The organism is Mesorhizobium sp. AA22 (assembly GCF_001672375.2).
GTDB lineage: Bacteria > Pseudomonadota > Alphaproteobacteria > Rhizobiales > Rhizobiaceae > Mesorhizobium > Mesorhizobium wenxiniae.
Window position 1 is genome coordinate 5,670,918 of sequence record NZ_CP048406.1, and the last position, 14,409, is coordinate 5,685,326.

Consider the following 14,409-nt stretch of genomic DNA (forward strand, 5'->3'; position numbering starts at 1 on the left):
CGCTGTCTTGGACCGTCTCGAAACTGGCTCAAGGAACTCAATAGCGAAAGCTCCGCATTTTGCAGTATGGCAAAATCGAATTGCCCCGACGGCTTGCGACGGCGGGGCATTCCTTGCATCGTCAAACCCCGGCGTCGTGCCAAGCTGGCGCGGCTGCCTCGTATCGAGCGCCGTTGTGATCAGCTTGCAATTTTGGCACGGTCAACCCAGGCGTTGAACTGTTCCTGATGGGCTTCGATCCATCCCTGCGCCAGCTTCTTGATGTTGCTGTCGCTGCCGCCCTTTTCACTGATCGTTTGTTCCCAGGTCGACCAGTCGGCCAGCGGGAACGACATCTGCTCTACGAGCTTCTTGACGGCCGGATTGGCTGCAATGAACTTCCGGTTGGCGACGGCGTTCCAGTTCCATGCCGCCATGGCCATGCGGCATGGATCAGCACCGCCAGCGCAACCGCTGACGCCTGGCACCAGGGCAGAGCCCTTGTTCGGGACCGATTCCGGCAAGGCATCGAAGGGCGTCGGCAACCAGACGACATCCTTGCCGGGCACCAGAGCCTTGTTCATCCACGAAGGGCTCCAGGCATAAAAGAATACCGGCTCGCCGCGCTTGACACGGGCGACGGCCTCGACCATCAGCGCCTCGTATTTGCCGCGGACCGAATTGACGCTGCCCTTGAGTCCGAATTTCTCAAGCTGGAAGTCGACGACGTCGCCGCAACTCCAGCCCGGATCGCAATTGATGAGGTCGGCTTTGCCGGTCGTGCCGAAAAGAGCTGCGATCTTCGCATCCTTCATCTGATCGAGCGTGGTGATGTTGTTTGCGTCGGCGGTTTTCTTGTCGATCAGATAGCCATTGATGCCGCCGCCTTGAATTAGGCCACCGCCGACGATCTCCGCCTCCGCCTCGACCTTCTTGTAGCCCGGCTCGCGCTGCGGGAAGTTTATATCGGTCGCGATATCGAGATCGCCTTGGGCCGCCGCCTGGAAGAACAAGGTGGTGTTGAGCGTGCTAAGCTTGACGTCGTAACCGAGTTCCTTCATCGCCGCCATGCCGATCTGGGCAACGACATAATTGGCGCCTAGGCTGTCGGACTGGGCGTACCGCACCATCTTGCCGCTCCCAGGTAGGTCTTCGGCGAAAGCAGTTTGGCCTAGAGAGGCCGCCAGCACCATGCCGGTGACAAAAAGGGAAAAGGTTTTCAGGCTGTGCTTCATCGATGTTCTCCTTCTGGATTTTTCTTTGGACTTCACTGAGTTCGAGGTTTGGCTGTAACGCGGGCCCTGCAAGGCATAGGCAAGTGAATTCCTGTCCGGCGGAACGAGCCGCCGGTGTCTGTCGTCATTCCGGTGGTGGTTACCGCCGGAGCGGTTCCGCTGAATGCGTGCGGTTCGCTGCGGTTGTTGCGATGGCCTCGTGCGATCGCTCTCCCTTGAAAAGATTGAAAAGGTGGCGCAGCACCGACCTGCGCTTGCGGTCGGTCGGCCGGGCAAGCTGCTGGGTGATCCGGTCAAGCATCATGGCGAGCAGGACGATGGCGATGCCGCCGACGGCGGCGCGACCGACATCGAGACGTCCGAGACCTTGGAGAACCACGAGGCCAAGGCCTTCCGCGCCGATCATGGCAACGACTACGGACATAACCATCGCAGTCAGCACGGTCTGGTTCAGTCCTCCGAGAATGGTGGGGATAGCCAACGGCAGCTGTATTTCCCACAGAAGCTGGCGCTTATCGGCGCCGAAGGCGAGACCTGCTTCGACCATTTCCTGCTCTACCATGCGAATACCCAGATTGGTGAAGCGGATGAGCGGCGGTGCAGCTGCTGTTACGACCGCCACTTCGCCCGGCACTGTGCCGACGCCGAACAGCATGACGACCGGTACGAGGTAAACGAATGTCGGTGTGGTCTGCATAATGTCGAGCACCGGCCGCACCACGCTCCAGACCTTGTCGTTACGAGCACACCAGATGCCGGTCGGCACGCCGATGGCGGTGCAAAACACGATGGCCGTGGTAATCAGCGAAAGCGTTGTCATGGCCTCGGTCCAGACACCGATGGCTGCGATCACGACAAGTGAGATGGCGCTGAACACCGCGATGCCGATGCTGGCAAGCCGATAGGCGGCCAAGAACACCAGAACGACGAAGATCGGAAACGGAATTTCGTGCAGTATGTAATCGTTGAACGACAACAGGTTTTCGACCGGCCACTTGATCGCAAGAAACAGTGGACGGAGGTGGAGCGCGACCCATTGGACGGCGTCTGCAATCCACTGGTCCACCGGAAAGATGGCTAGATCATCGGCATCAAGCATTGTGGCCTCCCATCGAAGCAGGCGCTGGTGATCTCGCCGCCGAGGCGATCCGTCCAAGGATATGTTCGGGTTCAAGCATGCCGAGGAAGCGGCCGTCCTCGTCAATGACGGCCATTGCCTTGCCGCTCTGATACAAGCCAGCGACATCCACGAGCTTGGTGGCGCCGCTCACCGCGACGAAATCACGCGTCAAAAGGTCACCGACCGGCTTGCCAGCCTTTACCTGTTGCAGGGCTGCAGCATCGAGACAGCCGACGATGCGGTTCGACGCGTCGATGGCAAAACTCATAGCCTCGGGATGCTCGGCGTCGCCGACGATCCGCGCCGAACCATCGCCCGACACCGTCGAACCGGTGCGCATCACCGACCGTGCATCAAACAATCGCGACCGGTCGACTTCGCGCGTGAAGGCGGCGACATAATCGCTGCCTGGTTCGAGCACGATCGATTGCGGTGTTCCCTCGCGCACCAACTCGCCTTCGGACATAATGGCGATGCGCGTTCCGAGTTTCAGCGCCTCCTGGAAGTCATGAGTGATGAAGAGGATGGTTTTCTTCAGCGTGCGCTGCAGCCGCAGTAACTCATCCTGCATCTCGGTCCTGATCAGCGGGTCAAGGGCGCTGAAGGCTTCGTCCATTATGAGGACGTCGGCATCGGTCGCCAGGGCCCGCGCCAAGCCGACACGCTGGCGCATGCCGCCGGAGAGTTCATGCGGGCGATGATAGGCCCATTTGGCGAGACCGACGATCGCCAGCACCTCTTCAGCGCGCCTGCGTCGCTGCGCGGCGGAAACGCCACGCAACTTCAGGCCGAATTCGGCATTTTCGATCACCGATTTGTTTGGCAACAAGGCAAAATGCTGGAAGACCATGGAGATGCGCGTGCGCCGCAATTCGCGAAGCGCGTCCTCGCGTAGCGGCACGATGTCGATATCGTCGAGCAGGATCTTGCCTGCCGTTGGTTCGTTCAGCCGGTTGATGCAACGCGCCAGCGTCGATTTGCCGGACCCCGAAAGGCCCATGACCATGTAGATCGCGCCCGAGGGAACGGAAAGCGAGACGTTGTTCAGACCGACGACGGCGTCGGTCTCCGCAAGGACACGCGCCTTATCCGCGCCGGTGGCGAGCAGCGTCATGGCTCTGGTGGGTGAAGGGGCGAAAATCTTATACAGATTCTCTACTCTCAATCGCTCTGTCACCATTGGCTCCCATGTTTCAACGATACGGATGTTCCCGATCCGCAATTTTTTGAAGAGGATCAATTAAGGGGCATGTCAGCTAGATCGTCTTCCGCGAACACGGAGGATTTTTGCTGCTACGCTTCCTCCAAACCGAGGTGCATTTACTGCAGTGCAACTCCACCGTGCGCGGTTGGCTTCAGGGTTTGCCTTGCGTTTCCCTTCTTCTATTGAAGTGGTGAAAAATCGGTCGGAAGAAGGATACGGTTTTCCGCGCTTTCGATCAGCGCCGTCAGTTTCGGAATGAAGGCCCGCCAGCGCGAATCTTCCGACAACGTGCGCCGGCGCGCGACGCGATCGGCGAAATCGGCATATCGCCACAGATGGACCACCTGGTTCAGCGCCTCGACCTCGGTGACGAAATAGCCGATCAGTCCGCCGAGAATCGGTTCCTGGATTGCCAGCCCCTCCTCGCGCACAAGCTTCAGATATTCGGAGGTTTTGTCCGATCTTATGCGATAGATACGCTCTTCAACGATCATTTCACGGTCTCCGGCACGGTCAAAAAGTCCGCCATCATCGATGCGACGAGATCGGCTGCTTCCGTCAGGATTGAATGCCGCAGCCCCGGAAGGACGCGGAGCTCGGAGCCAGGGATGCGCTCATGCATATATCTTGCCATGCGCGGATTGGAGCCTGCATCCTCCTCGCCGGTTGCAATCAACGTCGGGCAGCGAATCTGGTCGAGAAAACCGCCGAAGTCGGTCTCGGCGAGAACCCGGTAGGCAGAAGCGTAACAGTCCGGATCGTTCTGAGAATTTCGCTGTCTAAGCGTTGCGATCAGATCGGGATTCTTCTTCTGGAAATCCTCAGTCAGCCAACGCGACAGGGATGCGTCGTAGTGCGATCCCGGTTCGCCGCTGCGAAGAGCGGCGAGGCGGGCGAGGACGCGCTCCCGCTCCTCAGGCGTACGTCCCGCGACCGTCGAGAGGAGAATCAGGCGCTGAATGCGCGGAAGATGCGTCAGTGCCAACCGCTGTGCGATCAACCCGCCAAGCGAAAAACCGGCCAGATGGAAACGGTCGAAGCCGACACTGTCCGCCAACGCAAGTGTTTCGGCAACGAAATCGTCGATCTCGTAGCGGCCTTTGACGCGCGACGAGTTTCCGTGACCCCGTAGGTCGAACGTCAGGATGGTGAACCGATGCTTCAGCCGCTCGACGACCCCGCTCCAGGCTTCAAGGTAGGAACCGACACCGTGGATGAGCACCAGCGGCTCTGCCCCATTGCCGTCAACCCTATAGTTCAGGACCACATCTCCGACCGTATGACGCTGCGTATCAGTCATACTAATACCCTGCCGCGGCCAGTTGCTGGGTTTCGCGCTCGCGTTCCGCAAAGAAGGGCATGACCTCGTCTGTGAACAGGCGAAGCGTCTTCTTCTGCAGTTCGAAGGGCAAGTTGAAGCTGAGGCCGAGACAATATTGATCGACGCCAGCTGCTTCGTAGTCGAGCAGCTTCTCGATCACTTCGTCGGGCGTTCCGAACATCAGGTTCTTGCGGATATTTTCCGGGTTGTAGTTGTCGCGGCCCTTAACGCTTTCGAAGGGCACGGCCTCCGGGAAACCGTTCTTCACGGTGCCAATGTTCTGCATCAGGTTTTCGAAATAGCGACCATAGTTCATGCTGTGCTCGACGGCGAGATGCCAGTCATCGACCTTGTCATAGACACAAGTGCGCCGCTGCATCATGAATTTTGGGCGTTTCACCTCGGGATGATCGGCGACCGCCTTGTTGAACTTGCTGGCGAGCACGCCGATTTCCGCCGCCGGAAGCGAGAGCGGCGTGGAGAGAATGTTGGCGCCGATGCCGAGCGCCCAGTCGAAGGTGCCGGGATCGCGGGCGGCGACCCAGATGCGAGGACCTCCCTTCTGCAGCGGCTTCGGCACCGAGGTCGCTCGCGGAAAATTCCAGTACTGGCCCTCATGCGCATAGTCACCGGCCCAAAGCTTCTGGACCGCCGGCACCAGTTCCTTCATGTAGCCGACGCCCTCCTGCTGCTGGACGCCCGGCGCCATTCGGTCGAACTCGTACTGATAGGCGCCGCGGGCGATGCCGAATTCCAGGCGCCCGTTTGTAAGGTGATCGCACAGTGCGGCCTCGCCAGCGAGACGGATTGGATTCCAATAGGCGGCGGCAAGCGTTGCCGTTCCCAGGCGGATCCGGCTCGTATGCTGAGATAGCCACGTGAGGATCTGAAACGGATTAGGTGATATCGTGCACTCGATTGTGTGGTGCTCCGGCGTCCAGATCGCCTCAAACCCGCCGGCGTCCGCGATTTTGGCAAGTTGCAGCAGATTGTCCATTACGGCCGTCATCGAGGTTTCTGGCGAGAAACGCTCCATGCCCAATGAGACGGCAAATTTCATTTCAATCTCCCTTGGATGGTTTGTCCCAGTGTTTCTGACGGTCAGCGCAGTCGAATGACAAAGGGATCCTGCATGGCGCCGGAATAGTCGATGACGACATTTTTTGCCCTGGAGAACTCGCGCATGACGTCGAAACCGCCACGCCTGCCGTAACCACTTTCCTTGAAGCCGCCATTTGCGGACATGTAGGCTGCTGACCGGTAGGTGTTGATCCAAACGGTACCTGCATCGATCCGGTTGGCGAAGCGCATCGCCCGGTCGATATTCTGGGTCCAGATCCCGGACGCGAGGCCGTAGCGTGTGTCGTTGGCGAGTTCGATCATGTCTTCTTCCGAGGAAAAGGGCATGACACCAACGACCGGTCCGAAAAGCTCGTCGCGCATGAAGGACATATCGTTCTTGGCGTCGATCATGACGGTCGGCTCGAAATACCAGCCGCGGGCGAGTTCTTCCGCCTGAGGACGCTTGCCGCCTGACGCGATCCGTGCCCCTTCCTTGACGCCCGAAGCAACGTAGGACTCGACTTTCGTCAGTTGCGCCGACAGAGCCAGCGGGCCGATATCCGTCTTGTCCTCCAATGGGTGGCCGACGGTGATACGGTTGGTGCGTTCCACCAACGCTTCGATGAAGCGGTCGTAAACGCTGGCCTCCACGAAGCAGCGCGAGCCGGCGACGCAGGTCTGGCCCGCAGCCGCGAAGATGCCCGAAACGACCCCATTAACGGCCTTTTCGATATCAACATCGGAAAAGATCACGTGGGGAGATTTGCCGCCGAGTTCCATCTGGCACTGCGCAAGGTTGGCCGCCGCGTTAGCGGCAATTTTACGGCCGGTATCGGTGCTGCCGGTGAAGACGTATTTTGCGATGCCCTTTTGCCGCGTCAACGCGTCGCCGGTTACCGCACCCGTTCCCGAGACGACGTTGACAACGCCGGCCGGAAACCCCGCTTCCATGATTAGCTCGGCCAAGGCCAGCGTCGAGGCGGTCGCGTGCTCGGAAGGCTTGATGACGATGGTGTTGCCAATCGCCAAACAGGGAGCGAGCGTTCCTGTCAACATCATCAGCGGCGAGTTCCAGGGTGTGATCATGCCGACGACGCCGATCGGTTCGCGCATGTTGAAGTTGAGCTGGTCCAGCTTGTTGACCGGGATCGTATCGCCCTGCAGTTTGTCAGCCATGCCGGCAAAGTAAGTGTAAGAGTCCGGGATCGAGCGCATCTGCGCCCGCATTTCCTTGATCAGCTTCCCATTGTCGCGTGTTTCGATCAGCGCGAGGTCGTCGGCATTGGCGAGAACCAGATCGGCCAGCTTGCGCACCAGCTTTCCGCGATCGGTCTGCGTCATACGTCGCCAGGCAGGATTGACGAATGCCTTTTGCGCCGTCTCAACCGCCAGTCGCACATCGTTGGCGTCGGCTTCCGCAAACTGATACCAGGCCTCCGCGGTGGTCGGGTCGAAACTGTCCAGGTAGCGACCGGATGTCGGTTCGACAAACCGGCCGTCGATAAAGAGGTTGAGGCGCATTCCCTCGAGCGATTTCACCGTCGTCTTCATCGTCGCTTCCTGATTTCGGGTTAGTCTTGAATGGCCTGATGCCACGAGCGGGCCTCGCCCTCGATCATTGCCAGTCGCCCGCCGTCGCCGGAATCCATGTAGATGCCAAAGCGTTCCTGCTTGCGCTCGCGGACATAGCGGCGGAGCATCGCCCGCAATTCCCGGGTCGGGATGAGGTCATAGGGCAGCTTGTCAATGGCAAAGAACCGCAGGTCTTCCGGCAGGTCGCGCCCTTGTCCGCCATCGGCAAGTCGGGCGCGATAGATTAGATAACCGGGGTCGCAGTCAGCAACATCGAAGATCGAGTAAAGAAAGGTGTTGTCTGACAGCAGCTTGAGGGATTTTCCGTCGTTGAGCGGCAGTTCGCTGCCGGCCTTACGGCGTTTGGCCGTTGGCAGAGCCCAGCCACCGCTTCCATCCGCTCGCAGCAGAATCTCGCCGCTGGCTTCGATCAGATAGCCGATGATCATGTTGTGCGAGGCCAGCCAGCCGGACGGCAGCGGATCCTTGACGCTGGCGTATCGGCCGCGGCAAAAGCCGAGGGGCGCTGAAGGGCTCGTGCCGAAAGCCTGCACCTGGCCGATCAGGATGACATGATCGCCTGCATCGACCCTGTTGTAGATCGTGCAGTCGAACCAGGTAAGGCTGTCCGTCAGGATTGGCGCGCCGGTATGAACGCGGTCGTGATTGACGGACTGGAATTTATCGGGGGATTTCGAGGCGAAGATCGCCGAGATGTCGACCTGCCCCTCATGTAGCAGGTTAACGGCAAAGGAATCCGCCGTCGTAAAGGCAGCAAAGCTTGACGCCGATTTTGCGACGCAGACGAGCAGCAGCGGCGGATCGAGCGAAACCGAGGTGAAGGAATTGGCCGTCATGCCGCGCGGATTGCCGTCCGAGTCGCGCGTGCTGATGATGGTGACGCCGGTGACAAAGGTTCCGAAAGCGCGACGCAACGCGATTGGGTCGATGGCCGTCGCAATCTTTGCGGTTCCCGTGGTCAACATGGGATCAGCGCCTCCTGCTGGTTGATAGCGGGAAGGCTAATCGCAAGAAGAGCGAGCTTCTTCCTTCATTCAGCCGGAAGAGCGCGGAATATATTGCTACTGTTTGCGGTAAGAGACGAAGGGTGCCGATCCGCCGTCTCGAGGGTCAGGTCGATTGATCGTCAGCCACGACCTTCCGTGACACCATGCAGGTGAATGGCCAATTCGATGGCAAAGCGCTGCTCGGGCGTCTCGACATTGATGCCGAACATTTCCTGGATTCGCGAGAGGCGATAGCGCAGCGTGGTTACGTGCAGGCCCATCGCATCGGCGCAGGCGCCGCTGCGGCAGCCTTCCCGCAGATAAGTCGACAGCGTTTTCAGATAGGGCGTGCCATGCTGGCGGTCGTGGGCGGCGATGGCGCCGATGCTTTCCTGCACGAAAGCGCGTACATCGTCGGCGCCTGCGGCCGCTACGAGCATCGGCAACGGCCCGAAATCCTGGCCGGACAGCGCACCGGTGCGACCGAACGAACGGGCGATGGCAATCATGCGACTGCAGCGATCCCAAGCCAACGGATAATCCGTCAACGTGGCACAGACGTTGCTGGCGATGACGATTGGTTCTTCGTCAAAATATTGGCCGAGATCCGCTGCGATACGCCGCATCAGTTTCGATGTCCGCTCCTGTTTCCAGATCTCGTCACAGGGAATGAGGCACACCAGCCCGCCATCGATGGCCACCACGCTCGCGGGGACGGAAGCTTGCTGCATGATGCGAGCGAGACTGTGATGCAGATCGACGGACGTTCCGCCAAGATTCTTCGCGCTCTCGGGAAAGTCGACGACGACGATTTGCTGAGTTGTCATGAAATTGATGCCGAGCCGCTGGGCCCGCTGCTGGACATCTGCCGCGTCGCGCCAACGCCGCTCCACCACCTCGAAGAAAAGCTCGGTCTGTGTGCGGGTTTCGAAACGGAATCGGATGAAACTGCGCATCATTTGGACGCTGAGCGCGAACTTGGCGCTGTCAAGCAGCAACTGGTCCAGATCGCTGAAGGCACGCGACGTGGAAAAGATGATCAATGCCCCGACAAGTTGGCGGTCGACCGTCAAGGGCTCGATGCGGGCGGCGAGATTGAGCCGGGAGCAGCCGTCATCGAGAAAAAGCGTCGCCCCGCTGTTGCCGCCCCGCTCAATTGTATCGCGTGCTGCCTTTCCCAGTTGTCGGCTCAGCGGACCCGCCGCTGACGATTGCCAAGCGACATCATCGAACTGCACCTCGCTTGGCGAGCGGCCGGCGACAATCTGGTTCGCAGTAAAATCGACGACGACGACCGGATTGGGCAGCAGGCTGCCGACCATCGCCGACAATGAAGAAACCGAGCCGTCTGCAAGCACGTGTTCAAGTAGTGAGGTGTGCGCCTTGAGCGCCTTTTGCAACCTGTCTCCGGCCTGCCGTTCGGCTTCCAGCCGCTGCTCCCTCTCGATCGCGATGGCGCCGAGATGGACGATCATACCCAGAAACGCCAAATCCTCTTCCGGGACCTCCATGATATCCCGCGACACAACGCTCAGCACCATTGGCCGGCCCTCGAAGTCGCTGCAGTTCATAGGCATGACCAGGACGGTACGGTAGTCTCGCTCGAAAGCTTCGCGGCGATAACCTGGAAACTCCTCGGATTCGCGCACGTCGCGGATGTAGACTGGCTCGTTCCGCTTCAAGGCGATCAGCGAGGGGCTCGTCGCCAGTTCCCAACGGTCAGGGAGCGTTCGCTCGATCAACGTCGGATCATAGCGAACCATCACATGGGCATAACCATGAGCGGCATCGATCGACATGATCGAACCGAGCGTCCAGTTCGCATGGCGGCAGGCGGCGAAAACCAAGTGCTTCAGAATCGTGACAAGATCGCCGCCGGAATTGATCTCACTCGCGACATCTTTGAGAACCGAGATTTGCGCCTTCCTGTCCACGATCGCTCCCTGCGCCACGACCCGCTGAGTTAGGCATGCGACGAAGCTGAATTCTACATCGTTTCGAAGTGCCGGCCATTCTGTTTTTCCTCCCTAACGAAGGAAGACATTCACCGTCGTTGCTCATTAGGTTGCGCCACAATCCAGCGAACAGATGAGGAATCCATGGATCTCGGAGTGAGAAAGTTCTGCACATTCATCGAGGAAGTATTCGTCGAGGGTGGCAAGAAAGCCGACCAACCGATCTCCATGGTGGTGGTCGCAGCCGTCTTGAAGAACCCGTGGGCCGGTCAAGGGTTCGTTGAAAATTTGCGCCCTGAGATTCTCCGGTTGGCGCCGGGTCTTGGCGCCGAAATGACCAAGCGGTTGGTGGCGCTCTTGTCGGCGGATAAGGTCGAGGCTTACGGCAAGGCGGCTTCGGTCGGCGTCAATGGCGAGATCGAACATGCATCGGCGCTGATCCATACCTTACGGTTCGGCAATATGTTCCGCACGGCGGTAAACGGCACGACCTATCTGAGTTTCACGAATACCCGCAACGGGCCTGGCGCCCTTCTTTCCCTGCCGATGACCCACAAGAGCGAAACCGGCAAGCGCTCCCACTTCCTGACGGCCAGTTTCCAGGTTCCGGACGCGCCCGGTGCGGATGAGATACTGATCGCCATTGGCGCGTGTGATGGCGGGCGGGCGCATCCGCGTATCGCCGACCGCTTCCAGGACCTGGCGGAAATGGAAGCTGAGGAGCAGGCACGCTGAGCTTCCTCTTTCGCGGTAATCCCGAGGCGCCGAAATGACCTTCCTCTATGATTGCGATGCGGAACGCGGTGCCGAGTGGGCAGCGATTTTTGCCAAACGCGCGCCCGAAATCGCATTCCACTATCGGGCGGCGCGATCGACCCGCGTTCGGTGAAATATCTCGGCGTCTGGAATCAGCCTATAAACCTAAGCGCGAAGAGCCGGAGCATTGAGGCTCTCCGCCTGAGGGCCACCGGCCCCCGCCAGGCAAACCTATAAACAGTGCTAGCTGTAAATGGGCCGGGCCGCTTAGTACCGTCGGCCGCAAACAAGGCTTGGGAGGGTCCGTCATTCGGTTCCTGCCGCGCCATGACGCGGAGCTTGGAACTGTGACGGCACATGCGACCACCGAAGGATTTAGCGACTACAGGGGCTACCGCACCTGGTATCGCGTAATCGGAGATCTCAACTCGGGCAAGCTGCCGCTGGTCATTGCTCACGGCGGGCCGGGTTGCACCCACGACTATGTCGATTCATTCAAGGAGCTTGCCGATACCGGGCGGGCCGTCATCCACTACGATCAGATCGGCAACGGCAAATCGACCCATCTGCCCGACAAGGGCGGCGACTTCTGGACCGTCGATTTCTTTTTGGGCGAACTCGATGCGCTGCTCGCTCACATTGGCATTGCCGAGCGTTACGCCCTGCTCGGCCAGTCCTGGGGCGGCATACTTTCGGCCGAACATGCCGTGCGACGTCCTGCAGGGCTCAAGGCATTGATCCTGGCCAATTCGCTGGCCTCGATGGCGCTATGGGTGGAAGGCGCGCTGCAATTGCGCGCCGGGCTGCCGGCCGATGTGCAAAATGCGCTTGACCGGCACGAGGCCGCCGGGACCACCGATCACCCGGATTATGTTGCGGCGACCAAAGCCTTCTACGAACGCCACGTCTGCCGTGTCCTTCCGACGCCGCCGGAGGTCGCCCGGACATTTGCCGCAATCGATGCGGATCCGACGGTTTATCACACCATGAACGGACCCAATGAATTTCACGTCATCGGCACGATGCGGGACTGGAGCATCGTCGAGCGCCTGCATCTGATCGAGACGCCGACCCTGGCGTTCCGCGGATTTTACGACGAAGCGACCGAAGCCTGCGTCCAGCCTTTTCTCGATCATATTCCCGACGTCGAAGGCATGGTCTTCCCCAATTCCAGCCATATGCCGCATGTCGAGGAGAAGGACGACTGCCTCGCCGCCGTCGGACGCTTTCTGGCCAGATACGACTGAGGTCCATACCCCCACAGCAGCCTATCCTTGCGCAAGCTCATTGTGCAGGGCTTAGAGCCGCCCGATTTGCTCATAATCTTTCCACGATCAGCCGCGATGGCCGCGTCCCATCGAGAAAAACCGTGTTGCGCGCCACTTGCCGGCTACGGCCGAGGCCAGCCGGCGCACCGGTATTCGGATTGACGTCGAACTTCGGAAAATTGCTCGAAGAGATGTCCAGCCGCAGCCGATGGCCGGCACGGAACAGATTGGCGGTCGCAAATAACTCGATGCGAAGCCGCATGATCTCCCCGGGCTTCACGAGCTCGGCTCTTTCGAATGAATGCCGGAAACGGCAGCGGAAAATCCCGTCTGTCAGGTTCAGGGCAAAGCCCGTCGGATAGTCGGCGCTCGGTGGATAGACGTCGATCAGTTTCGCCGTGAAATCGGTGTCGGTTGCATCGGTCGCCGCCCAGAGCTCCACCGCCACCCGTCCGAGCACGGTCAAATCGTCGGCAAGCGGCTCGGTCTCGAAGGAGAGGACATCGAGACGGGCGGAAAGCGGCAAGCCAAAATTGCGGCAGCCGAAGAACCTGTCGTCCTCTCTCTGGTCGAAGCCGCCGCCGGCGAAGATCGGCTGACCGCTGGTCAGCGCCCCGCCGATGGTCGGGACGGGATCGGCGGGATCGAAATCATAGGTCAGCGCGACGGCGTCGGCCGCAGGAAAGGCCTCCGAGAGCCTGCCGTTGGGGTGCAGATAATAGCTTTGCTCCGTCACGCCCGCCAGCGGCCACCGCTTGGCTTTGATCCAGCGGCCGCCGTGATCGAGACGGCCCGTTTCATTTTTCGTGCCCTTTCCCCCGCCCATGACAAAAAGGCGGATCGGCTCCTCGTCGAGATCGCCCTCCGGCCCGCTCTTCAGCCAGCGATCGAACCAGCGTCGACGAAACTCCAGCCAGCTCGCCGCCACATTGCCGCCGAGCGGAGCGTTCGGTCCGAAATCGACGTCGCCGGCAAAGGACAGATTGCGGTCGCCGTGCAAGCCCGGACCCATGATCAAGGCGAGCGGCCGTTTGCCATTGCTGGCAAGGCCAGCCAGATTCTCGAACGTCGTCGGGACATAGACGTCGAACCAACTCGACATCAGCGCGATCGGAATGTTGGGAATGGCATCGTAAAAGCCCGCTGCATGAATGCCCACCTGCTTCCAGAAATCGTCGAAGGTCTCGTGCCGCCACTGCTTGAGCAGATAGGCCTCGTATTGCGGAGCCCAGCGGAGCGGCGAACGTCCCTCCGACCACGGCATTCTGCCGAACCAGCGATGCAGGTTTTCCGCTCCGAGCGCCTTTTGGCCCAACTCGTCGCCGGCGGCAACGGCGCTCTCGCGGGCTTCCCGGTAGGCCCAGGTCGCCTGCTTCAGCTCGAACGCGCCACCTTGGCGGATGCCGCAGGTGAAGGCGTTAGAGAACCCGCCGGAATCAAGGATCATGGTAGCAAGAGCCGGTGGCGCAAGGCACGCCGCCGCCATTTGGGTATGTGCGGCATAGGAAAGGCCCATGGTGCCGATCCGGCCGTTGCACCAGGGCTGGGCTGCGATCCATGCAAGCGTGTCGTAGCCGTCCGGACCTTCGGAGCGATATTTGACGAACTCGCCTTCCGAGCCATAGCGGCCGCGGCAGTCCTGATAAACGACGATGTAACCATGGCGCACGAAATGCTCGGCGACCGTCGCGCGATCCATCGGTTCGGTCATACCGACCTCGAGCTCGGCGCGCGACGCCATCGCCTTGCCATAAGGCGTCCGCTCAATGATTACGGGAGCTGGCCGGTCCAGCGCGCCGCCTCCCCTTGCCGGTCTGTAGATGTCGGTCGCCAGTCTTACCCCATCGCGCATCGTCACCATGACGTCGCGGCAGAGCACCATGTCATCGGTCACGGACTGGAGCGCCTGGAGGTCGGTCATCTCTAAAAA

Annotated in this window: 12 protein-coding genes; 2 read left to right on the plus strand and 10 right to left on the minus strand. The window is 60.2% G+C overall.

Annotated features, from left to right (window positions below; translation table 11 throughout):
- Nucleotides 1–179: 179 nt before the first annotated feature.
- The 9 genes from proX to A9K68_RS27110 all read right to left on the minus strand — a co-directional run bounded on the left by proX (nt 180) and on the right by A9K68_RS27110 (nt 10,434).
- Nucleotides 180–1,214, minus strand: a complete 1,035-nt coding sequence (gene proX / locus A9K68_RS27070) for a glycine betaine/L-proline ABC transporter substrate-binding protein ProX (RefSeq protein WP_065007072.1) — start codon at nt 1,212–1,214, stop codon at nt 180–182.
- 139 nt (nt 1,215–1,353) lie between these two features.
- Nucleotides 1,354–2,313: a proline/glycine betaine ABC transporter permease gene (locus A9K68_RS27075; RefSeq protein ID WP_065007071.1), complete on the minus strand. Its 960-nt coding sequence runs from the start codon at nt 2,311–2,313 to the stop codon at nt 1,354–1,356.
- On the minus strand, nt 2,306–3,448 hold the full coding sequence (locus A9K68_RS27080; RefSeq protein WP_082982249.1) for a betaine/proline/choline family ABC transporter ATP-binding protein: 1,143 nt from the start codon (nt 3,446–3,448) through the stop codon (nt 2,306–2,308). The genes A9K68_RS27075 and A9K68_RS27080 overlap by 8 nt, the downstream gene beginning before the upstream one ends.
- Nucleotides 3,449–3,717: 269 nt before the next feature.
- Nucleotides 3,718–4,032, minus strand: a complete 315-nt coding sequence (locus A9K68_RS27085) for an NIPSNAP family protein (RefSeq protein WP_065007070.1) — start codon at nt 4,030–4,032, stop codon at nt 3,718–3,720.
- Nucleotides 4,029–4,838, minus strand: coding sequence for an alpha/beta fold hydrolase (locus tag A9K68_RS27090; protein ID WP_065007069.1), 810 nt, complete (start codon nt 4,836–4,838; stop codon nt 4,029–4,031). The genes A9K68_RS27085 and A9K68_RS27090 overlap by 4 nt, the downstream gene beginning before the upstream one ends.
- A 1-nt stretch (nt 4,839) precedes the next feature.
- Nucleotides 4,840–5,919 carry an LLM class flavin-dependent oxidoreductase gene (locus A9K68_RS27095; RefSeq protein WP_065007068.1) on the minus strand — a complete coding sequence of 360 codons (1,080 nt, stop codon included), beginning with the start codon at nt 5,917–5,919 and terminating at the stop codon, nt 4,840–4,842.
- A gap of 41 nt (nt 5,920–5,960) precedes the next feature.
- On the minus strand, nt 5,961–7,472 hold the full coding sequence (locus A9K68_RS27100; protein ID WP_065007067.1) for an aldehyde dehydrogenase: 1,512 nt from the start codon (nt 7,470–7,472) through the stop codon (nt 5,961–5,963).
- Nucleotides 7,473–7,492: 20 nt separating this feature from the next.
- Entirely contained in the window at nt 7,493–8,479 is a 987-nt protein-coding gene (locus tag A9K68_RS27105) for a flavin reductase (RefSeq protein WP_065007066.1), read from the minus strand.
- Nucleotides 8,480–8,640: 161 nt separating this feature from the next.
- On the minus strand, nt 8,641–10,434 hold the full coding sequence (locus A9K68_RS27110) for a helix-turn-helix domain-containing protein (RefSeq protein WP_065007142.1): 1,794 nt from the start codon (nt 10,432–10,434) through the stop codon (nt 8,641–8,643).
- 165 nt (nt 10,435–10,599) lie between these two features.
- Here A9K68_RS27110 and A9K68_RS27115 point away from each other — a divergent pair, with 165 nt between their 5' ends.
- Nucleotides 10,600–11,190: an amino acid synthesis family protein gene (locus A9K68_RS27115; RefSeq protein WP_065007065.1), complete on the plus strand. Its 591-nt coding sequence runs from the start codon at nt 10,600–10,602 to the stop codon at nt 11,188–11,190.
- A 368-nt stretch (nt 11,191–11,558) separates the two neighbouring features.
- A complete protein-coding gene (locus A9K68_RS27120; protein ID WP_065007064.1) occupies nt 11,559–12,458 on the plus strand; it encodes a proline iminopeptidase-family hydrolase in 900 nt (299 codons plus the stop codon).
- Between the two features lie 70 nt (nt 12,459–12,528).
- Here A9K68_RS27120 and A9K68_RS27125 read toward each other — a convergent pair whose 3' ends face one another.
- On the minus strand, nt 12,529–14,400 hold the full coding sequence (locus A9K68_RS27125; RefSeq protein ID WP_065007063.1) for a CocE/NonD family hydrolase: 1,872 nt from the start codon (nt 14,398–14,400) through the stop codon (nt 12,529–12,531).
- Nucleotides 14,401–14,409: the final 9 nt, after the last annotated feature.

Excerpts from the sequence above, each read along its gene's own strand:
- proX (WP_065007072.1), bottom strand. The coding sequence starts at position 1,214 with ATGAAGCACAGCCTGAAAACCTTTTCCCTTTTTGTCACCGGCATGGTG.
- A9K68_RS27075 (WP_065007071.1), bottom strand. The coding sequence starts at position 2,313 with ATGCTTGATGCCGATGATCTAGCCATCTTTCCGGTGGACCAGTGGATT.
- A9K68_RS27080 (WP_082982249.1), bottom strand. The coding sequence starts at position 3,448 with ATGACGCTGCTCGCCACCGGCGCGGATAAGGCGCGTGTCCTTGCGGAG.
- A9K68_RS27085 (WP_065007070.1), bottom strand. The coding sequence starts at position 4,032 with ATGATCGTTGAAGAGCGTATCTATCGCATAAGATCGGACAAAACCTCC.
- A9K68_RS27090 (WP_065007069.1), bottom strand. The coding sequence starts at position 4,838 with ATGACTGATACGCAGCGTCATACGGTCGGAGATGTGGTCCTGAACTAT.
- A9K68_RS27095 (WP_065007068.1), bottom strand. The coding sequence starts at position 5,919 with ATGAAATTTGCCGTCTCATTGGGCATGGAGCGTTTCTCGCCAGAAACC.
- A9K68_RS27100 (WP_065007067.1), bottom strand. The coding sequence starts at position 7,472 with ATGAAGACGACGGTGAAATCGCTCGAGGGAATGCGCCTCAACCTCTTT.
- A9K68_RS27105 (WP_065007066.1), bottom strand. The coding sequence starts at position 8,479 with ATGTTGACCACGGGAACCGCAAAGATTGCGACGGCCATCGACCCAATC.
- A9K68_RS27115 (WP_065007065.1), top strand. The coding sequence starts at position 10,600 with ATGGATCTCGGAGTGAGAAAGTTCTGCACATTCATCGAGGAAGTATTC.
- A9K68_RS27125 (WP_065007063.1), bottom strand. The coding sequence starts at position 14,400 with ATGACCGACCTCCAGGCGCTCCAGTCCGTGACCGATGACATGGTGCTC.